The sequence below is a fragment of the Sporosarcina sp. FSL W8-0480 genome (genome assembly GCF_037963765.1).
GTDB lineage: Bacteria > Bacillota > Bacilli > Bacillales_A > Planococcaceae > Sporosarcina.
The window spans coordinates 16,943-35,745 of sequence record NZ_CP150166.1; the positions used below are offsets into that span (position 1 = coordinate 16,943).

General features: G+C 47.1%; 16 protein-coding genes. 1 reads left to right on the plus strand and 15 read right to left on the minus strand.

Annotated elements, in window-relative coordinates:
• Positions 1 to 258: 258 nt before the first annotated feature.
• Both NSQ43_RS00110 and NSQ43_RS00115 read right to left on the minus strand, forming a co-directional pair.
• Positions 259 to 1,116: a class II fructose-bisphosphate aldolase gene (locus NSQ43_RS00110; RefSeq protein WP_339251975.1), complete on the minus strand. Its 858-nt coding sequence runs from the start codon at positions 1,114 to 1,116 to the stop codon at positions 259 to 261.
• A gap of 189 nt (positions 1,117 to 1,305) precedes the next feature.
• Positions 1,306 to 1,671, minus strand: a complete 366-nt coding sequence (locus NSQ43_RS00115) for a response regulator (protein ID WP_339251977.1) — start codon at positions 1,669 to 1,671, stop codon at positions 1,306 to 1,308.
• A gap of 159 nt (positions 1,672 to 1,830) precedes the next feature.
• Between NSQ43_RS00115 and NSQ43_RS00120 the strand changes: the two genes are divergently transcribed.
• Positions 1,831 to 2,346: a DUF2529 family protein gene (locus tag NSQ43_RS00120; protein WP_339251979.1), complete on the plus strand. Its 516-nt coding sequence runs from the start codon at positions 1,831 to 1,833 to the stop codon at positions 2,344 to 2,346.
• Positions 2,347 to 2,551: 205 nt separating this feature from the next.
• On the opposite strand, the gene NSQ43_RS00125 is transcribed toward NSQ43_RS00120, so the two are convergent.
• From NSQ43_RS00125 to NSQ43_RS00185, 13 genes are all read right to left on the minus strand, one after another.
• Positions 2,552 to 4,165: a CTP synthase gene (locus tag NSQ43_RS00125; protein WP_339251981.1), complete on the minus strand. Its 1,614-nt coding sequence runs from the start codon at positions 4,163 to 4,165 to the stop codon at positions 2,552 to 2,554.
• Between the two features lie 167 nt (positions 4,166 to 4,332).
• The gene (rpoE, locus tag NSQ43_RS00130; protein WP_339251983.1) at positions 4,333 to 4,911 is read right to left on the minus strand and encodes a DNA-directed RNA polymerase subunit delta; all 579 of its coding nucleotides are present in this window, start codon (positions 4,909 to 4,911) and stop codon (positions 4,333 to 4,335) included.
• 66 nt (positions 4,912 to 4,977) lie between these two features.
• Complete coding sequence (locus NSQ43_RS00135) at positions 4,978 to 5,142, minus strand: hypothetical protein (protein WP_339251985.1); 165 nt, start codon at positions 5,140 to 5,142, stop codon at positions 4,978 to 4,980.
• A 150-nt stretch (positions 5,143 to 5,292) separates the two neighbouring features.
• Positions 5,293 to 8,550 carry a fused isobutyryl-CoA mutase/GTPase IcmF gene (gene icmF / locus NSQ43_RS00140; protein ID WP_339251987.1) on the minus strand — a complete coding sequence of 1,086 codons (3,258 nt, stop codon included), beginning with the start codon at positions 8,548 to 8,550 and terminating at the stop codon, positions 5,293 to 5,295.
• Between the two features lie 235 nt (positions 8,551 to 8,785).
• Positions 8,786 to 9,409 carry a TetR/AcrR family transcriptional regulator gene (locus tag NSQ43_RS00145; protein WP_339254967.1) on the minus strand — a complete coding sequence of 208 codons (624 nt, stop codon included), beginning with the start codon at positions 9,407 to 9,409 and terminating at the stop codon, positions 8,786 to 8,788.
• Positions 9,410 to 9,421: 12 nt separating this feature from the next.
• The gene (locus NSQ43_RS00150; protein ID WP_339251989.1) at positions 9,422 to 10,561 is read right to left on the minus strand and encodes an acyl-CoA dehydrogenase; all 1,140 of its coding nucleotides are present in this window, start codon (positions 10,559 to 10,561) and stop codon (positions 9,422 to 9,424) included.
• Between the two features lie 105 nt (positions 10,562 to 10,666).
• Positions 10,667 to 11,803 (minus strand): acyl-CoA dehydrogenase, encoded by a 1,137-nt coding sequence (locus NSQ43_RS00155; RefSeq protein WP_339251991.1) that lies wholly within the window; start codon positions 11,801 to 11,803, stop codon positions 10,667 to 10,669.
• A gap of 20 nt (positions 11,804 to 11,823) precedes the next feature.
• Positions 11,824 to 12,675, minus strand: a complete 852-nt coding sequence (locus tag NSQ43_RS00160) for a 3-hydroxybutyryl-CoA dehydrogenase (protein ID WP_339251993.1) — start codon at positions 12,673 to 12,675, stop codon at positions 11,824 to 11,826.
• A gap of 291 nt (positions 12,676 to 12,966) precedes the next feature.
• Positions 12,967 to 14,160 (minus strand): acetyl-CoA C-acetyltransferase, encoded by a 1,194-nt coding sequence (locus NSQ43_RS00165; RefSeq protein WP_339251995.1) that lies wholly within the window; start codon positions 14,158 to 14,160, stop codon positions 12,967 to 12,969.
• A gap of 221 nt (positions 14,161 to 14,381) precedes the next feature.
• Positions 14,382 to 16,529 (minus strand): (Fe-S)-binding protein, encoded by a 2,148-nt coding sequence (locus NSQ43_RS00170; protein ID WP_339251997.1) that lies wholly within the window; start codon positions 16,527 to 16,529, stop codon positions 14,382 to 14,384.
• Between the two features lie 489 nt (positions 16,530 to 17,018).
• Positions 17,019 to 17,720 carry a hypothetical protein gene (locus tag NSQ43_RS00175; protein WP_339251999.1) on the minus strand — a complete coding sequence of 234 codons (702 nt, stop codon included), beginning with the start codon at positions 17,718 to 17,720 and terminating at the stop codon, positions 17,019 to 17,021.
• Complete coding sequence (locus NSQ43_RS00180) at positions 17,717 to 18,202, minus strand: ECF transporter S component (protein ID WP_339252000.1); 486 nt, start codon at positions 18,200 to 18,202, stop codon at positions 17,717 to 17,719. Before NSQ43_RS00180 ends, NSQ43_RS00175 begins: the two co-directional genes overlap by 4 nt.
• A gap of 2 nt (positions 18,203 to 18,204) precedes the next feature.
• Complete coding sequence (locus tag NSQ43_RS00185) at positions 18,205 to 18,786, minus strand: cob(I)yrinic acid a,c-diamide adenosyltransferase (protein ID WP_339252001.1); 582 nt, start codon at positions 18,784 to 18,786, stop codon at positions 18,205 to 18,207.
• Between the last annotated feature and the right edge of the window lie 17 nt (positions 18,787 to 18,803).

An 18,803-nucleotide genomic window follows, 5' to 3' on the forward strand; every position in this document is an offset into this window, starting at 1 on the left:
TGGGTGATGATTCTCCTTTTTATCGAAAGTTAATACTGTTGATTTCCGCTTCAGGCGGACGCTTTCCAGGGGGCACGGCTTCAGCCACTTCCCTCGCGCAAGTGCTCGCAACGCTACGCTTTTGCTCGCAAAAGCCGTTCTTCGTTACGGCTTTCGCTCAGTCCAGGGTCTTCAGCTCGTGCTGATCCTCTCAGAGTCGCCGCCTTCCGCTCCAATCAACAAAATCACCTAATACTTCGTAATTATATTTATTAATAATTATGCTCTACCTGAACTTCCGAATTCGCGCATTTTGCCTTTTACGGTGTTTTTGATGGCTTCGCGCATTGGTGCCAAGTATTTGCGTGGGTCGTAGACGTTTGCGTCGTTGTTTAGTGTTTCGCGTACTGCTTTTGTTCCTTCGATTTGGTTCTCGGTGTTGACGTTAATTTTCGCTGTACCGAGGGAGATGGAACGTTGGATGTCTTTTAATGGGATGCCTGTTCCGCCGTGAAGGACGAGTGGTAGGTCGGATTGGCTTGAGATGATTTCCATTTCTTCGAATCCAAGGTTCGGTTCGCCTTTGTATGGTCCGTGGACGGATCCAAGTGCAGGTGCGAGGCAGTCGATGCCTGTTGCGTCGACCAGTTCTTTACATTCTGCAGGGTCTGCGTAGATGACTCCGTCTGCGACTACATCGTCTTCTTGCCCGCCAACGACTCCAAGTTCGGCTTCAACGGATACGTTTCTTGCATGCGCGTACTCGACTACTTGTTTTGTGATTTCAATGTTTTCTGAGAGCGGTTTTGAAGATGCATCGATCATGACTGATGTGAAGCCTGCGTCAATCGCTTCTTTACACTTTTCGAAGCTTGAACCGTGGTCGAGATGGATTGCGACTGGAACAGTGATATTATAATCATGCATCAAGCCTTTTACCATGTTGACAACTGTTGTGAAACCGCCCATATAGCGTGCCGCTCCTTCGGATACACCAAGGATTACGGGTGATTTTTCTTCCTCTGCCGCTTGCAAGATTGCTTGCGTATATTCAAGGTTGTTCAAGTTGAACTGACCGATTGCATATCCTTCTTTTTTACCTTTAATCATCATTTCTTTCATTGAAACAAGTGCCATGTAGTATCCTCCTCCGAGTTGTGGGATGAATTTATTGAATGATACGTTATTTACCTCTTTTATCATAACAAAAACAGACAGTATTTACTACTGTCTGGGTTGTTCATGGACTTGATGCTTTCTGCGGTTGTATGTGGGTTGTTTTCGTATGAAGTGTTTTGAACTGAAGGTCTCGTTTTTATTAGAAGATTACTTCTTGTTTAAGATAACATCCATGACTGCGTCTCGTACTTCGTATATATTAAAAGGTTTTGTAATATATTTTTCAGCTCCGTTATTAAGCGCCTGTTCTGTCAATTCGATTTCCCCATAAGCTGTCATCATGAACACTGGTATGTACGGGCTTTCCTTTTTTATTCGTTTCAGCACTTCAACGCCGTCGATTCCCGGCATTTTCATATCCAATAGGACACAGTCGGGTTTTCTCTCTCTTACGGAACGGAGTGCTTCTGCCCCATTAGAAGCTAATCTTGTTTCCAACCCCTCTTTTCTAAAAACCTCACTTAGTAATAACCGTATTCCCGGCTGGTCGTCCACAATCAGTAAGTTCTTCAATAACGCTCACCCCTTTAAAATGATTGACTCAATTCATACTATTCAACAAACAATGCGGAACTCCTTCTTTCTTTAACAAGTATTTGAAATATATTTTTTCTATATAGATAACTTGGTTTTATTGGGCAGAAAAAATATAATGAAAACGAGGTGGAAAACATGAAAATATTAACGACACAGATCAGCGGGCTGTTGCAGCGTGTTAGCTCGAATAATGAAGAGGCCGTTGAGGAGACAGCCCGATTGTTAGCGCAGGCTACAATTGGAGAGGGACGAGTCATCTTTATGGGCTTTGATGAAATGGCAGCGATGGGAATAAATGCAAAGTTTGGTGCTGAACCGTTCAAAGGGGCCGTTCAATATGTAGAGGGAATGGAAATCCATTCTACCGACCGAGTTTGGATTTTCACTCGTACCGCTTGTGACGAGCGGGCACTTGACATGGCAAGGATGCTTGCAGAGAAATTCATTCCTTTCGCGGTTGTTGCGGGGGAAAAACATGGTGATGATAATGAGTTGGCGGATCTTGCGTATACGTATATGTCGACTGGCGTGGTGAGAGGGATTTTGCCGGGGAATGATGGTGAGAGAATTGTCAAACCTCATTTGATGGCGGCGTTGTTTTTGTATGAGGCTGTGAAGATGGTGTATGATGAGATGATTTTTGAGGATTGATTGGAGAGAGACGGCGGATTTATGCGTGAGTTCGGGGATTTATGCGTGTTTGCCGCGAGTTATGCGTAAGTTTTAGGATTTATGCGTTTTTGGGTGAATTTATGCGTATTTGTAAGGATTTATGCTTCTTTCGGTGGTTTTATGCGTGTTTGATGAATAATAAATAAACAGGTGGAGGGAGTTGGTCCCTTCACCTGTTTTTGGATTATGCTTCTTGGTGTTTGAGTGCTGCGCGAATGAATTCGCGGATTAGCGGTTGTGGGCGTTGTGGGCGTGATGCGAATTCTGGGTGGAATTGAGTTCCCATGAAGAATGGGTGGTCCTTCAACTCGATGATTTCCACGAGATGTCCATCTGGGCTTTCGCCTGCCACGATCATGCCGGCTCTTTCGAATTGTTCGCGATAGATATTGTTGAATTCGTAACGATGGCGGTGGCGTTCGTAGACTAATTCGTCGTTGTACGCTTCTTGCGCTTTCGTTCCTTCCTTCAATTTGCATGGATGTGCGCCAAGACGCATGTCGCCGCTTGGTTGGTCGATATCTGTACGATCTTCGAAGTCGCGGTTGTTTTCGATGATTGCGTTTTCTGTTTCGTTGTCAAATTCTGCCGAGTGAGCGTCTTTTATCCCAAGAACGTCTCGAGCGAATTCGACTGCAGCAAGCTGCATGCCAAGGCCTACTCCGAAGAATGGAACGCCGTTTTCACGTGCATAGCGGACAGCTTCGATTTTGCCATCGATTCCGCGGTCGCCGAAGCCGCCTGGTACGAAGATGCCATCAGCTTCTTTCAATGTTTCAGCGACGTTTTCTGTTGTCACTTCTTCAGAATTGATCCAATCAAATTCGATGTCAGTATCGAATTCATAGCCTGCATGACGGAATGCCTCTACCGCAGAAATGTAGGCATCTTGCAGCTCGACGTATTTGCCGACGAGGGCGATTTTCACTCTACGTGAAAGATTTCTTACGCGATTCACAAGTGCTTCGATTTCCGTCAAATCAGGTTCTTTCGTTTCAAGGCCAAGGAAGTCGACGACGATCTTGTCCATGTTTTGCGCATGCAGACGGATTGGCACTTCGTACAATGTTTCAGCATCGAGTGCTTCGATGACTTCTTCAGGCTTGATGTTGCAGAATAAAGCGATTTTGTCTTTCATTTCTTGCGGTACAGGATATTCGCTACGGACGACGATCATATTCGGTTGGATACCGAGGCTGCGCAATTCTTTAACGCTATGCTGTGTCGGTTTTGTTTTCATTTCACCGGCAGCGTGCAAGTAAGGGATTAGCGTGTTATGGATGTACATGACGTCGTTTTTGCCAAGATCTGTCTTCATTTGGCGGATTGCTTCAAGGTATGGAAGTGACTCGATATCGCCGACGCTTCCCCCGATTTCAGTAATTACAACGTCCGCATTTGTTTCTTGGCCAGCGCGTTTGATCAGGCTTTTGATTTCATTTGTAATATGCGGGATTACTTGGACTGTCGCCCCTTTGTAATCTCCACGGCGCTCTTTTCTTAAGACGGAGGAGTATACTTTCCCCATTGTGACGTTGGAGTATTTGTTCAATTTGATGTCGATGAACCGCTCGTAGTGACCGATGTCAAGGTCAGTTTCGGCACCGTCTTCCGTTACGAAAACTTCACCGTGTTGGTATGGGCTCATCATTCGAGGGTCGAGGTTGATGTACGGATCGAACTTTTGGTTCGTCACCTGTAGGCCTCTTGCTTTCAATAATCTACCAAGGGATGCGGCGTTGATTCCTTTGCCTAATGATGAAACAACTCCACCAGTTACAAAGATATATTTAGTCATTTATAGCTCCTCCTTTGAGTTAAGGGGTTTTTAGTATAAAAATCAAAAAAACGCTCCCCTGTAGTCTATCTACAATAGGAGCGCTTATACACGGATTCATGTGTCCTTTTTCAAGGAGCCCAAATAGAAGCTTAAATCCTTTGACGCTCGAAGTCAAGTGGAAAGTGTCAGAGGTCTTCCTCGTCTTCGTCCAACTCATCATCTTCGTCATCATCAATATCCAATTCGTCGTCTGGAACGAGTTCAAGTTCCTCATCGTCTTCAATGAGATCCTCTTCGATTTCGATGATATCTTCTTCTTCCTCTTCATCTTCATCCTCGTCTTCATCGAGGTCATCTTCGTCGTCAAGCTCATCGAATTCCTCGTCGAATAGCTCGTCCTCATCGATTTCCTCTTCTTCCTCTTCCTCGTCATCATCGTCATACGCTTTTTTCTTCTTCTTTTTACGCACTTTGACGACAGGAGCCGTTTCTTCTTCGATTTGGTCAACCGGATACCACTCGCGTAATCCCCAACCGTTGTTGATGGCAAGGAATCTTCCATCGATGTTCATATCTGTGTAGAATTGAAGGAGTCTATCCTTCATTTCACTTTCCGACATACCTGTTAGTTCACGGATTTGATTCATTAATTGTTCAAGTGTCAATGCCTCGTGTCTGTCAGTCAAAATGGCAAACGCGATATCGATCATTGATTCTTCACGGAGTTCTTCCTTTGTCATTTCTGTTAGATTCACCAGATTCATCAAACGCACGTCCTTTCTCTGAACAAAAGCATACTCATCATTATATACAATGAAGCTCCTATTATGCTACCATCTTTTACTGTTCTTCAAACGTTGGAATTCTTTAATGCTAAGGAAGCCAAGGTAAAGGGAGGCAAGTAAAAACGGAATCGCCCCGTAACCCACACCATATAAAAAGAAGATGAGAGTAATGATAACTATTATAATCACAATATGATGATACAGTTTCATCTTCTCACCTCTTTCAACTATTGCTTTTATTATACGTGGAAGGAAGAGCCAAAATCCACTTTCCAAACAATTAAAATTCGGGAATTTTTTATTAAGCTACTTTTCTTTAATAAAAAGAACGCCCCTTACGTACAGAGCGTCCTTCCTTTCTTACATATTGCGTCGGTATTGACCGCCGACTTCATATAATGCGTTTGTAATTTGGCCGAGGCTTGCGACTTTGACAGTTTCCATCAGTTCCGCGAAGATGTTGCCTCCGGAGACAGCAACTTCTTGCAGTTTTCTAAGGGCATCCGCCGATCTGTCGCTATGTTGCGATTGGAAGCTGCGCAAGTTTGCGATTTGCGTTTCTTTTTCTTCCTTTGTCGCACGGGCGATTTCCATATTGTCGATGTCTTCTTCGGAAGGCGGGTTCGGGTTCAAGTATGTGTTGACGCCGATGATCGGCAGTTCGCCCGAGTGCTTCTTCATTTCGTAGAGCATCGATTCTTCTTGGATTTTGCCTCGTTGATATTGCGTTTCCATCGAACCTAACACGCCGCCACGATCATTCAGGCGTTCGAATTCCTGTAGGACTGATTCTTCGACAAGATCCGTCAATTCTTCGACGATGAAAGATCCTTGGACAGGGTTTTCGTTTTTCGATAAACCGTGCTCTTTCGTAATGATCATCTGGATCGCCATCGCGCGACGTACAGATTCTTCGGTCGGTGTCGTGATCGCTTCATCGTAAGCGTTCGTATGGAGCGAGTTGCAGTTATCCTGCAATGCCATTAGCGCCTGCAATGTTGTCCGAATATCATTGAAGTCGATTTCCTGCGCATGCAAGCTACGACCTGAAGTTTGGACATGGTATTTCAGCTTTTGGCTGCGTTCGTTCGCACCGTATTTCTCGCGCATAGCGACTGCCCAGATTCGTCGAGCAACGCGGCCGATTACTGTATATTCCGGGTCAAGTCCGTTCGAGAAGAAGAACGACAAGTTCGGTGCAAAGTCATCGATATTCATCCCACGGCTTAAATAGTATTCAACGTATGTGAAGCCGTTCGCGAGTGTGAACGCCAGCTGCGAAATCGGATTCGCGCCCGCCTCCGCGATATGGTAGCCCGAAATCGAGACAGAGTAGTAATTGCGCACTTTTTGGTCGATGAAATACTGCTGGATATCGCCCATCATGCGAAGCGCGAATTCTGTCGAGAAGATGCAAGTGTTCTGCCCTTGGTCTTCTTTCAGTATGTCTGCTTGCACCGTTCCGCGGACGACTTGAAGCGTCGCATTGCGGACTTCTGTGAATTCCTCAACAGTCAATACGCGGCCCAATTCTTCCTCTTTCATCTTCACTTGCTGGTCGACAGCAGTGTTCATGAACATCGCAAGGATGATTGGCGCGGGTCCATTGATCGTCATTGAAACGGAAGTGGATGGTGCGCAGAGGTCGAAGCCTGCGTACAACTTTTTCATATCATCGAGTGTACAGATGCTGACGCCCGATTCCCCGACTTTCCCGTAAATATCCGGGCGCTCATCCGGATCTTCACCGTATAGCGTCACCGAGTCGAATGCTGTCGATAGACGTTTCGCATCGTCATCTTTCGACAAGTAATGGAAGCGGCGGTTCGTTCGTTCCGGCGTCCCTTCACCAGCGAATTGGCGTTTCGGGTCTTCCCCTTCTCGTTTGAACGGGAAAACACCAGCCGTATATGGGAATGAACCCGGGACATTTTCTTTGTAAACCCAACGTAAGATTTCGCCGTAGTCCTCGAATTTCGGCAAGGACACTTTCGGTATTTTCAACCCCGACAAGCTTGTTGTTGTGAGTAGGGTGCGAATTTCTTTATCGCGGATTTTTGTAATAAATTCATCGCCTGAATAGGACTCTTTCAAAGTTTTCCAGTTTGAAAGGATGCGTTTTGATTCTGCAGAAAGTTCTTCTTTTACGCTTTCCGCTAGTGATTCGAGTGAAGCAACAAGCGCATTATCCAAAGCTTTCTCATTTACAGCTTCGATTGCGCCTTCAAGTTGGAATAAACGGCGTGCAAGTTCTACCTGCTGATCGGATTTTTTATGATAATCACGAATTGCACTTGCAATCTCACGTAAATAATGTGTGCGGTCGTTCGGGATGATGACGTTCTGTTTTTGGGTTTTGACAAATTCCGTATAGGATGTCTCCCAGTCGAGTCCGCATTTTTCATTCAACTTCGACACGAGTGCCGCGAATAGCGAGTTCGTCCCTTTGTCATTGAATTGGCTCGCGATTGTCCCGTAAACAGGCATCGTATCGAGATTTTTATCGAATAAGAGATGGCTACGTTGGTATTGCTTCTGCACTTGGCTTAGTGCGTCCTCGGAGCCTTTTCGTTCGAATTTATTGATGACGATCAGGTCTGCGAAGTCGATCATATCGATTTTTTCAAGCTGTGTCGGCGCACCGAATTCGCTCGTCATGACATACATCGATACATCGGATACTTCCGTGATTTCAGCGTCCCCTTGGCCGATCCCGCTCGTTTCAACGATAATAAGATCAAAGCCTGCTGTTTTTACAACGTCAAGTACGTCCTTGATGGCGCCAGATAGCTCGGATCTCGAACCGCGTGTCGCCAAACTCCTCATGAAGACGCGCTTGTTGAAGATTGCGTTCATGCGGATGCGGTCGCCTAACAAAGCTCCGCCTGTCTTTTGCTTTGTCGGGTCAATGGAAAGAATCGCGACTTTTTTCTCCGGCAATTCGCGTAAGAATCGGCGGATCAATTCATCCGTAAGTGAGCTTTTCCCTGCCCCGCCTGTTCCTGTTATTCCAAGGACTGGCGTGTTTTTTGATAGTTCCCTTGCTTTTTTGATTAACTCAATTGCGTCAGGGTTTTCTTTGTCATACATTTCTTCCGCGTATGTGATCAAGTTGGCAAGCACTTCCGGGCGTTCTGTGCTTACGTTTTCAAGTTGGCTCAATTCATCTTCTACTTCTGTGAGGAAATCGCATTCTTCCACCATGCGGTTGATCATCCCTTGAAGCCCCATTTTGCGGCCATCTTCAGGTGAGAAGATCCAAGCGATGCCGTAGTCATGCAGTTCTTTGATTTCCTTTGGTAGGATTACGCCGCCACCGCCACCGTAAATTCGGATATGCGGCGCGCCTTTTTCCTGGAGAAGGTCGTACATGTATTTGAAGTATTCGACGTGTCCACCTTGGTAGGAGGAGATGGCGATTCCTTGTACGTCTTCTTGGATGGCTGCATTGACGACTTCTTCGACGGATCGGTTATGTCCAAGGTGGATTACTTCTGCGCCGGTCGATTGCAGGATGCGGCGCATGATGTTGATGGATGCATCGTGGCCGTCGAATAGGCTGGATGCTGTTACGAAACGTACGTGGTGCTTCGGTTTGTATATTTCAGTTGTTTGCATTTTCTCGCACACCCTTTCTGAACAATAAATGTTGATTTGCGCTACAGGCGGACGCTTTCCGTGGGGCGGGCGGTGAGCCTCCTCGGTCGCTTCGCTCCACTGCGGGGTCTCACCTGTCCCGCTGATCCCACAGGAAAAGCCGTAACGAAGAACGGCTTTTGCGAACAAAAGCGAAGCGTTGAGAGCACATCTTTGCACTTCGCCGCCTTTCGCTCCAATCAACGGATTACATATTTCATTTTTTCAAGATTCCATTGAATAGTTGGTTGGTTTGAATGTTGATGAAGTCTTGGATGGTGTAGTCGCCGTGTAGTGCCCATCTGCGGAATGCCCACATTTGGCCTTGGACGACTAAATGGTGTGCCGCCAAGTTGACGGCTTCGTCGTTGATCCGCAATTCGCCTGAACGGGTGCATGCTTGCAGTAGGTTTTTGAATAAGGCGACCATTTCCATCTCTTTTTTCAGGACGTATTGGAGGGCGTCCTTTGGCAATGACTTTGACTCTTGGTACATGACGACGAACTCGTCGGACATGTCGTCGATTAGATGGTAATATGTGTCGATTGCCGATCGGAGCCCATCCACAGTTCCTTCCTCATCCATCAAGGCGGACAGGCGGTTTTGCACTTCATTGTAAATACTGTCGCAGACGAGGTAGAGGACGTCCTCTTTCGTTCGGATGTATTCGTACAGAGTGCCAATGCTGAAGCCGGCTTCTTTCGCGATTTCCCTTGTCGTTGCCCGGTGGAATCCTTTTTCCTTGAAAAGTCGGACAGCCCCTTGGATGATCTGGTCACGTCTTTTTTCAATCAAACTTTCATCTTTGACCGACGATTTCACTTCACGCTTCACTTGCATCATCCTCCCTGATTATTTTGTAAGCATGCGGGAGATGACAAGACGCTGGATTTCCTGCGTTCCTTCATAGATTTGCGTAATTTTCGCGTCTCTCATATAGCGCTCAACCGGATAATCCTTCGTGTAACCGTAGCCGCCGTAAACTTGAACAGCTTCCGTAGTCACTTTCATCGCTGTATCTCCAGCCATGAGTTTCGCCATTGCGGACGCTTTTCCGTATGGCAGGTTATTCGACTCAAGCCATGCAGCTTGGTATGTGAGTAGGCGGGAAGCTTCCGTTGCAGTTGCCATATCAGCAAGTTTGAAGCCGATTCCTTGATTCGCAGCGATCGGTTTTCCGAATTGGACACGCTCTTTCGCATATTCAACTGAGACGTCAAGTGCACCTTGTGCAATTCCGACTGCTTGCGCAGCAATTCCGTTACGTCCGCCATCCAATGTCTTCATTGCGATGATGAAGCCTTCGCCTTCTGCACCAAGTAGGTTTTCTTTCGGTACACGGCAGTTGTCGAACATGATTTCAGTTGTCGGTGAAGAACGGATTCCCAATTTTTTCTCTTTCTTCCCTACGGAGAAGCCCGCGAAGTCTTTTTCAACGATGAATGCGCTCGTTCCTTTATGCTTTGACTCTGGGTCTGTTACAGCGAAAACGATGTAAATGTCAGCTATTCCACCGTTTGTGATGAAGATCTTCGAGCCGTTCAATACGTAGTGATCTCCGTCAAGCTTCGCAGTTGTGCGCATGCCGCCAGCGTCTGAGCCTGATCCTGGTTCTGTTAGACCGTATGCACCGATTTTCGTTCCTTCCGCCATTGGACGAAGGTATTTCTGCTTTTGTTCTTCCGTACCGAATTTGAATACTGGCCATCCAGCAAGTGATGTATGTGCGGAAAGCGTTACACCAGTTGATGCGCAGACGCGTGATAGTTCTTCAACTGCGATGCAATATGCAAGATAGTCGCTTCCGATGCCGCCGTATTCTTCCGGCCAAGGGATACCTGTCAGGCCAAGTTCAGCCATTTTGTTCCAGATTTCCATATCGAAGCGCTCTTCCTCATCGCGTTCCGCCGCAGTCGGAGCAACGTCATTCATTGCGAAATCGCGTACCATTTTACGAATCATTTCATGTTCTTCCGATAGTTTAAAATCCATGTTTGTTTCCTCCTTGGGATGTGGGTTGTATAGAATAGAAAATTGTAAAGGTACCTGTGCAGCAAACTATTCAGTTTATTTACTACAATTTGCACTGGCACCGACTTATTTTGTTAAATGCTTGCTGATGACGATGCGTTGGATTTCGCTTGTGCCTTCGTAGATTTGCGTTACTTTAGCGTCGCGGAAGTAGCGTTCTACTGGGTAGTCCTTGGTATATCCGTAGCCGCCGAATACTTGGACGGCTTCGATGGCGTTGTCCATTGCGGTTTGGGATGCGAAAAGTTTTGCCATGGAGGCTTCTTTTCCGCATGGTTTGCCCTCCGAGCGCAGTTGGGCAGCGCGGTAGACAAGGAGTCTTGCCGCTTCGGAGGCCGTTGCCATGTCAGCTAATTTGAAGCCGACTCCTTGATTTGCAGCAATCGGTTTGCCGAATTGAACGCGCTCCTTTGCATATGCAGTTGCAGCTTCAAGTGCTGCTTCTCCGATGCCAAGGGCTTGTGCCGCGATGCCGATTCTTCCGACGTCAAGGTTTGCCATTGCGATTTTGAAGCCTTCGCCGACTTCTCCAAGAACGTTTTTCGCAGGAACTTTCATGTCTTCGAATGTGAGTTGCACGGTTCGTGATCCGTGAAGACCCATTTTTTCTTCGTCTTTTCCGATGATGAGGCCCGGAGTGTCTTTATCGACAATGAACGCCGTGATGCCGTATGTCCCTTTCGAAGGATCGGTCGATGCAAAAACGATATAGACATCCGCTTCTCCGCCGTTTGTAATGAACACTTTCGAGCCGTTCAGCACGTAGTGATCGTCTTTTTTCACGGCTTTCGTTTTAAGTGATCCAGCGTCTGATCCTGAGCTTGGTTCCGTTAGGCAGAAAGCGCCAAGGTATTCGCCGGTCGCCATTTTCGGCAAGTATCTGTTCTTTTGCTCTTCATTCCCAAAATACATGATCGGGTTCGTGCCGACTGAGGAATGAACGGAAAGGATGACACCGATAACCGCGCTCACTTTCGACAGTTCATGGATGGCAATGATGTAGGAAACGAAGTCCATATCAGAGCCGCCGTATTTCTCCGGAACGGTGATGCCCATTAAACCAAGCTCGCCCATTTTCTTCAGGATTTCACGTGGAAACTCCCCAGCTTCTATGCGTGGAATGAACGGCTCGATTTCCGCCTTCGCGAAATCCCTTACCATAGTACGCATCATCCGCTGTTCTTCGGTGAATTGAAAATCCATTGGATTAACTCCTTTTCAACTTAAGAATATTCATAGAATCCGCGGCCGGATTTTTTACCTAACCAGCCTGCGTTGACATACTTTCTTAATAATGGGCATGGGCGATATTTCGAATCGCCGAAGCCTTCGTGAAGCGTTTCCATGATGTAAAGGCAAGTGTCGAGGCCGATGAAGTCCGCGAGTTGCAGCGGCCCCATCGGATGGTTCATGCCTAATTTCATCACTTCGTCGATTGCCTCAACCGAAGCAACGCCTTCGTACAATGTGTAGATGGCTTCGTTGATCATCGGCATAAGGACGCGGTTTGCGACGAATCCAGGGAAGTCATTCACTTCGACTGGTGTTTTTGATAGTTTACGAGTCATCTCTTCGACGGCTTCGTACACTTCGTCGGAAGTTGCAAGGCCGCGGATGATTTCGACAAGCTTCATGACAGGAACCGGGTTCATGTAATGCATTCCGATTACGCTTTCCGGGCGATTTGTCACTGCTGCGATTTCCGTGATCGGCAAGGAAGAAGTGTTTGTAGCGAGAATTGCATGTACAGGCGCAATGCCGTCAAGCTGTTTGAAAATCGATTTCTTTATGTCCATATTTTCGACTGCCGCCTCGATGACGATATCGACGTCGGCTGCGTCTTGGAGGTCGATTGATTTCGTAATGCGGCCAAGGACTGCATTTTTTTCGTCTTCCGTCATTCGTCCCTTTTCGACGTTGCGGGAAAGGTTTTTCGTAATGACAGCAATCCCCTTCTCAAGGGATTCTTCTTTGATATCGTTCAATTTGACGTCGAAGCCGGCTTGTGCACATACTTGGGCGATTCCCCCACCCATTTGTCCAGCTCCGATGACCATTACTTTTTTGATTTCCATAATCAAGTACCCCCGTCTACGATTAAGAATAGTTACTGTGGAAAAATCTTGTTTTAATGAGATTTGTGGCGTTTAAAGGAGAACTCTTTGAGATTAAAGGAGAACTCCGGACGCTTTAACGAGAACTCTTTGAGATTAAAGGAGAACTCGCAGAGCTTTAATGAGAACTCTTTCGGATTAAAGGAGAACTCGCAGCGTTTTAACGAGAACTCTTTAGGATTAAACGAGAACTCTGGACGCTTTTACGAGAACTCTTTGGGATTAAACGAGAACTCGCTACTAATTCCTGATTTACTCTTTCCCGACTTCGATCATTATCGCGTCGCCTTGCCCGCCGCCTGAACAGATTGCGGCGATTCCGATTCCGCCGCCGCGGCGTTTTAGTTCATATGCGAGTGTCAATATAATACGTGCACCGCTTGCTCCGATTGGATGGCCAAGCGCGACTGCTCCGCCGTTGACGTTTACTTTTTCAGGGTCGAGGCCTGCAATTTGCGAGCTTGCGAGTGCGACTGCTGCGAATGCTTCGTTTATTTCAAAGAGATCGATGTCTGTTATGTCTTTTCCTGTTTTCTTGAGTATCTCGTTGATGACGAGTCCTGGTGTTTGCGGGAAGTTTTCTGGCTCGATTGCGACTTCAGCGTGGCCAATGATTGTTGCCAATGGCTTTTTGCCTTCCTTCAAAGCACGCTCTTCATTCATCAGGACAAGTGCGCATGCACCGTCATTGACGCCTGGCGCATTTCCGGCTGTAATAGTGCCGTCTTTACCGAAAGCCGGGCGCAGTTTTGCGAGTGTTTCGAGTGAAGTATCTCGGCGTGGCGCTTCGTCTGCTTCAACTTTTACCGGTTCCCCTCTACGTTGCGGGATTTCGACTGCCACTATTTCTTCTGAAAGTTTTCCTTCATCGATGGCTGCAATTGCACGTTCATGGCTTCTTAACGACCATTCGTCTTGCATTTCACGTGTTAATGAAAATGAATCGGCTGTCTTGTTTCCGTATGTTCCCATGTGAACGCGCTCTGGCGTGAATGAGCAGGAAAGACCGTCGTAGATCATGCCGTCCACCAATTGTGAGTCGCCCATTTTTAATCCGAACCGGCCTTTCGGCAAGTAGTAAGGCGCATTGGACATTGATTCCATACCGCCCGCGACAATCACTTCTTCGTCACCAAGACGGATGAGCTGGTCGGCAAGCGTGACGCTCCGCATTCCGGAAGCACAGACTTTATTGACTGTCTCCGTTTTTACTGACCATGGAATTCCCGCTTTCGTCGCCGCTTGTCTCGAAGGGATTTGCCCTTGGCCTGCTTGGAGTACTGTACCAATGATCACTTCATCAATGTCTTCCGCCTTCACATCTGCCCGGTTCAGTGCTTCTTTGATGGCAATTGCGCCAAGATCACTTGCTGTTTGACTGGATAAAGCACCGCCAAATTTTCCGAATGGAGTTCTTGCCCCGTCGATAATGACTGTTCGATTCATTTCTTTCTCCCCCGTTTCAAATGATAACGTTTACATTTTTGGTCAAGCCGTGCCGTGATGACTGAACGCTCGCTCGGTAATTAATTCGAAAAAAAGGGAGTGCACAGACTCCCTATCATTTTCTGCAAGCCAAGTATTCACTGAGCTTGCAATTTTCATAATTATACCGTTCATTTTTAATTGTTGCAATATGCTGTATTGACTTGACTACTTCACTTTTTTTACTGCAAAACTGTTTCTTCTTCCTCAGCAGCCGGTTGGAAGTCTTCTCCGAAAATCGATTTTTCAAGAAGTTCGGCTATGTCATATGTTCCGACTTTGTCTTCCACTTCGATCGCTTTCGTACCGTCGGATAGCATCGTCAAGCAGTACGGACATCCGGATGAAATGATGCCTGGGCTCACTTCCATCGCTTGTTCTGTACGTGCGACGTTGATGCGGTGACCTGTATCTTCTTCCATCCACATGAGTCCGCCGCCCGCTCCACAGCACATGCCGTCTTCGCGGTTACGTTTCATCTCGACAAGGTTGACGCCCGGAATCGCTTTGAGAATTTCCCGTGGCGCATCGTATACGTCATTGTATCGGCCGAGGTAGCAGGAATCATGGAACGTGATCGTTTCATTGATCGGATGCAAGGGCTTCAACTTCCCTGCCATGACAAGGTCATACAGCATTTCAGTATGGTGGAGGACTTCCGCTTTGAAGCCGAAATCCGGGTATTCATTCTTAAAAATGTTGTATGCATGCGGGTCGATTGTGACGATCTTTTTAACGCCTGCTTTTTCGAATTCATCGATGTTGCCTGTCGCGAGTTCTTGGAATAGGAATTCATTCCCAAGACGACGTGGCGTGTCACCAGAGTTCTTCTCTTTGTTTCCAAGGATTGCGAATTTGACGCCCGCTTCGTTCATTAGATGTGCGAAAGCGAGTGCGATTTTTTGAGAACGGTTGTCGAATGCACCCATTGAGCCGACCCAGAAGAGGTATTCGAACTCTTCGTCCGCTTTCTTCATTTCCTTCACTGTTGGAATATGAAGGTCCGGACGCATGTCGCGCCAGTTCTCTTTTTCTTTACGGTTAAGACCCCAAGGATTTCCTTGACGTTCGATGTTCGTCATCGCACGTTGCGCATCCGCGTCCATCTTCCCTTCCGTCATAACAAGATAACGGCGAAGGTCGATGATTTTGTCGACGTGCTCGTTCATAACCGGACATTGGTCTTCACAGTTACGGCAAGTCGTGCAAGCCCAGATTTCCTCTTCCGTAATAACGTCACCGATTAGGGATGGGTTGTAAATATCATCAAGCGTCGCACCTTCAAGTCCTGCAGCAAGTGCGATTTGGTTCCCCTTCGTATGCTTGAACATCGGAGCCGGTACCCAAGGTTGTTTCTTCGTGACGAGCGCCCCAGTGTTCGTCAAATTGTCGCGAAGTTTTGTGATCAAGTCCATCGGAGATAGCATTTTGCCTGTTCCCGTAGCTGGACACATATTCGTACAGCGTCCACATTCCACGCAAGCGTAAAAGTCGATCATCTGTTTTTGTGTGAAATCGGTAATTTTGCCAACCCCAAGTGCCGGCATATCGTCTTCGTCTTCAGCCTCTTCAAGCGCTTCGAAGTCAATCGGTGAAAGCTTCCCTCTGCGGTCAAAACGCATCATATACGTATTGACTGGTCCTGCGATTAAGTGCGCATGCTTCGATTGCGGCACGTAGACGAGGAAAGTGAGCAATGTGAGCAAGTGAATCCACCACGCGATGAAGAACACAACTGCAGCAGCAGTCGGGCTCATGAAGCTGAAAACGCTTGCAATTGCAGATGCCATTGGCTCTGTCCAAGTCGTTTCATGTCCTTGCCAAATCATGTTCATGCCGTTCGAGACGAGCGTCGAAAGCATAAGTGTTCCAATGAAAATCAGGACAAGTCCAGATTTCCAACCACGCTTCAAGCGGACTAACTTCTCAACATAACGTCGGTGGAATGCCCAAATGACTGCCACCAAGATGACGGCAACAACGATTTCCTGGAAGAATGTAAATCCACCATAAATCGGTCCGAACGGTAAATGTGACCCCGGCTTCAAGCCTTTCCAAATCAGGTCGATTGCACCAAACTGGACTAAAAGGAATCCATAGAAGAACATGACGTGGATGATTCCACTTTTCTTATCCTTCAATAGTTTTTTCTGACCAAACACGTTCACCCAGATTGCCTGGAGTCTACGCGACACATTATTATCAAACTCTTCTTTGCGTCCGAGTTTAATGAATTGCGTACGTGACGTAATTAAATGCGTGAATAATGCAAGCGCATAAGCAACAACCGCTAAGAATAAGATCCAGTTAGCGACTAATAATGCATTCATTCATTTCCTCCCCTTCCGATAACTATAAACTTTATGAATAGTGTAGTAGAAAACGGATACATTGTCGATGTTCTAATTAATAGTTTAAGATATGAATGAGCATTCAGTCAATGGATATTTTTTATTTTCCGATACTTTTGTTGAGTTAGATTGTTGTGTTATGGGAGCTTTATGTTGTGATGCGGCGCAGTTACGTTGTGTTGCGGGAGCGTTATGTTGTGATGCGGCGCGGTTACGTTGTGATGCGGGGGATTTATGTTGTGATGCGGCGCGGTTACGTTGTGTTGCGGCAGCTTTATGTTGTGATACGACGGTTACGTTGTGTTACGGGAGCGTTATGTTGTGATGCGGCGCGGTTACGTTGTGTTGCGGCAGCTTTATGTTGTGATGCGGCGGTTACGTTGTGTTGCGGCAGCTTTATGTTGTGATACGGCGCGGTTACGTTGTGATACGACCGTGACCACATAAAAAAGCGACCCCACGTCGATCTCATTCGACGCAGGAGCCGCCATTTCCCAAGATAATTTCATGGAGTTTTCCTTGAAAATGCCTTTGTGCTTGTTCAATTTTATCCACTGGAATGCTGACCATCACACTCGTTGCAGGCCCTGCTGATAGTTCCACATCGACATCCACTTGAATTTCAATTTCGGGATTGCCAGTCAATTTCCGGAATTCTTCCAATATCCCCCGAGAGCCTACTGGCCAGATTCGATGGATAATTCCATGATCCATCGCTTCCTTGATTAGCGTGAGGGAGGCGATTTCACCCGATCTTTCCGTAACCGCGTCACCGACCAGAGGCAATCCGTATACAAAATAGGCGCAATCTGTTTCGCAAAGGATTTCCCGCTTCCTTCCGATCATCGTCACAGCAACCGCTGATTGCATGAGCTGCATATTCGTTTCCGTGCTGCCGGAAATTTTGGGAGTTTCCAAGTTGGATTCCTTGAAGACTTCCTCTACTCCCGCTACATATGCCCCCCAACTTTCGTCGCCACTGAAATTATGAATGAGCACTGCGATTGGGTCGGCGTGGGCGGCCCACTGCTCAAGCAACGCGACCCGGGCGGCGAAATGTGCAGTCACCTGGTCCGGCACCGCCACGAGATCATGCGGTTTCTCGCCGATTCCGCCCGAATTGTCGGTCGTTACAACCAACCCATCGACAAGTTCAATTGCGTTTCTCATCGAACCAAACCGAATCTGCTGTTAGCTGCTTTCGAAAGCGCGGGCATGACGACAGCGGCAACGACTGCGTTCAGGAAGGTTGCGAGTAAAATCGCTGGAACTGCGCCGATAAAGAATGCCGGTGACACAAGGAAGTAGAACGGCAACGGAGCAAGGAGTCCGTTCGCTATGATGAAGAAAATCCACTTCCACGAATGTTTTCCCGCTTTATGAAGGCGCGCAAAAACATACAGGATAACTAACATTTCGAACGCGATCAGTATATGGAATGGGCCAAGCGGAAACCCCGCGTACATTGCGGACGCGATGTGACCTGTCATTGATGCGATTCCGACGAAAACCGGCGGCAAAAAAGATGCCGAAAGCAGCGCCGGCACCGTGTCTAACGCCAAGGATCCGACGCCGGACGGGATCTTGATGAATCCGCCAACTGCACAAAGTGCCGCGAATAAAGCGGTCAAGACAATCGTTCTTACTTTCATGTTCAATCCTCTTTCTTTTTATCTGTGCGGAACACTTTTGCACTGCGGATATATTCATTGTCCGGAATACCGAGACGCGCATTGACGATTCTTGCCGCGACGAATAAATAATCGGACAGGCGGTTCAAATACCGTTGGACTGTACCTGGTACATCCTCCTCCGCCTTCATCAATGTCACCGTCACCCGCTCCGCCCTACGAGTCACTGTTCTTGCGATATGAAGCGTCGCAGCTGCAGGCGATCCTCCAGGTAGGATGAACTTCTCTAACGGCGGCGCTTCCTCCATCAATTTATCGATCCGCTTTTCAAGGACTTCAATCGGCTCGTCGGATAATTTGTAATGGCGCTCCTTCATGACATTCGCCAAATCCCCGCCACCATCGAATAATTCATTCTGGATTGTTTCCAAATCCTCAAGTATATCCGCGAATTTATCGCCTTCAAGCTCCGTCATTGCCTTTCCGATGAATGAATTCAATTCGTCCATCGTTCCATACGCCTCAATGCGTAGGCTATCCTTATCGACGCGCCCTCCGATCAAACTTGTCTTCCCTTTGTCTCCTGTTTTCGTATAGATTTTCATCCGATTTCTCCCCTTTT